We start from the raw sequence: 2,358 nt of genomic DNA, 5'->3' as shown, positions 1-2,358 counted from the left end.
GGGCGCGCGGCGGCGCGCGCCTACCGGCATGCCAAGTCCGACGGGCAGCGGTACCAGGCGGCCAACCTGGCGGCGCGGCTGTCCTTTGCCGGGGACCGGTTCACCGCGTCGCAGTTCTGGCTGCGCCGCGCGGTCGATCATGCCGATGGCGACGTGGCGCGCGCGCAGACCATTCGCGCCTTCGAGCGGGTGCGCCGGCACAATCCGCTCAACTTCAACCTGCGCTTTTCCGTCTCGCCGTCCGACAACGTGAACAACGGGGCGACCAGCCCGCTCAACGTGATCGACGGCGTGCCGGTGGTCGGCGTGCTGAGCCCCGGCGCGCGGGCGCTGTCGGGCGTGGTCGCCACGACGCGGCTGCACGGCACCTACCGCGTGGACGCCGGCGAGGGGCACGAGACGCGCCTTAAGGGTCGCGTGACCAGCCGCCGCGTGCGCCTGTCGGACAAGGTCGCCGGGCTGAGCGGCGGCGACCTGTCCTCGACCGTGGGCGAGATCGGGGTGAGCCATTACATCGTCGGCGGCTCCGAGGCGGTGACGTGGAAACTGGACCTCGATGGCGGGCGGGTCTGGTACGGCGGTGACCCGCTGTATGATTACGCGCGGCTGGGCGTCCGGCGGCACCAGAAACTGGCGGGCCGCCTGACGCTGAGTTTCGGCGGCTATGCCGAGGCGCAGCAGGACGAGGCCGACCGCGGGGCCGACAGTACCGTCGCGTCGGCCTTTGCCGGGCTGGGCTGGCGGCTGGACGGCGGCGCCCGGCTGGGCGTCAAGGTGCAGTACCGTGACACCGACAGCGATGGCGTCAACCGGGCCTCGGACCAGTGGACGGGCATCGCCAGTTACCGGATGGGCCGCTCGGTGGGACCGGCGGAGCTGGAATTCGCGCTCGGGGTGAGCACGCTGGATTTCGGCCGGTACAGCGTCGGCTTCATCCCGGTGCCCGGCGGGCGCCGCGACGAGTCGGTTTTCGCCAGTGTCACCGCCACCTTCTACGATGTCAGCTACATGGGCTTCGTGCCCACCCTGTCGGTGACGACCGAGCGCAGCCGGTCGAATGTCAGCCGGTTCGACGTTGACGAGACATCGCTCACGCTGGGCATGCGCTCCGAATTCTGAGGGCCGCGTGGCTGTCCGCCCTCGACAGCGGGACGCAGACGCTTATCCTTGCGGTGTTGCGCAACGGACGGAGGATGACGTGAAAGTCAGATACCTGCACACCATGGTCCGGGTGAAGAACCTGGAAAAGTCGATCGCGTTCTACGAATTGCTGGGCCTGACGGAGACCCGGCGCATGGAGAGCGAGCAAGGCCGCTTCACGCTGGTCTTCATGGCGCCAGAGGGGCAGGAGGAATGCCCCGTCGAATTGACATACAACTGGGACGGCGACGACGCCCTGCCCGATGACAGCCGCCATTTCGGCCACCTCGCCTATTCGGTGGGCAACATCTACGAGATGTGCGCCCATCTGCGCGACAACGGCGTGACCATCAACCGGCCGCCGCGCGATGGTCGGATGGCCTTCGTGCGCAGCCCCGACAACATCTCGGTCGAGTTGTTGCAGGAGGGTGCGGCCCTGCCGCCCGAAGAGCCGTGGGCGAGCATGGAAAACACCGGCCATTGGTAAGGCTGGCGGCCCATACTGGCCGTCGCACTGCTGCTGGCCCCGGCCGCGCAGGCGCAGGCGCCCTGCCGGCTGGCGCTGGCCCTCGCGCTTGACGTGTCGTCGTCGGTCGACGCCCGCGACTACGCGCTGCAACGACGCGGGCTGGCGGCGGCGCTGGACGCGCCCGAGGTGCGTCACGCGATCCTGAATGGCGGGCCGGGGGAGGTGGCGCTGGCCGTCTACGAATGGAGCGGTTTCCGGCAACAGAAGCTGCATCTTGACTGGACACGCCTGCGCAGTGACGCCGACATAGATCGCGCCGTGCAGGCGCTGGCCGCGATGACACGCGGCGACGACGACTTTCCGACCGCGCTCGGCGCCGGGCTGGGATACGGGGCGACGCTGCTGGGCCGGGGGCCCGCCTGTGATCGCCGGGTGCTGGACGTGTCGGGGGATGGCGTCAACAATTTCCGGTACGGGCCGGCGGATGCCTATCGACACTTCCCATTTAACGGGGTCACCGTGAACGGGCTGGTGATCCTCGGCCAGCAGGCGGAGGTCGCCACCTATTACCGCGACACCGTGTTGCACGGCCCCGGCGCGTTCATGGTCGTCGCGACCGGGTTCGAGAAGTACCGCGCGGCGATGACGCGCAAGCTGTACCGCGAGATCAACGATATCGTGCTGGGCAGCGCCCCGCGCGCGCGCCGCGGGCCGCGCGGATGAAGGCGCTCGCGCTGGCGGTAGCGCTG

General features: G+C 69.4%; 3 protein-coding genes. All 3 read left to right on the top strand.

The features are described from left to right. Nucleotides 1-1,119, top strand: a 1,119-nt coding sequence (locus ACH107_RS32060; RefSeq protein ID WP_412509670.1) for a hypothetical protein, incomplete at its 5' end; no start/stop codon positions are given. Between the two features lie 79 nt (nucleotides 1,120-1,198). Continuing rightward, on the top strand, nucleotides 1,199-1,627 hold the full coding sequence (locus tag ACH107_RS32055) for a VOC family protein (protein ID WP_412509669.1): 429 nt from the start codon (nucleotides 1,199-1,201) through the stop codon (nucleotides 1,625-1,627). Nucleotides 1,628-1,720: 93 nt separating this feature from the next. Further along, on the top strand, nucleotides 1,721-2,332 hold the full coding sequence (locus ACH107_RS32050) for a DUF1194 domain-containing protein (protein WP_412509668.1): 612 nt from the start codon (nucleotides 1,721-1,723) through the stop codon (nucleotides 2,330-2,332). Nucleotides 2,333-2,358: the final 26 nt, after the last annotated feature.

Source organism: Roseovarius halophilus (ex Wu et al. 2025) (genome assembly GCF_047086965.1).
This window is presented reverse-complemented; position numbering and strand designations above follow the sequence as displayed.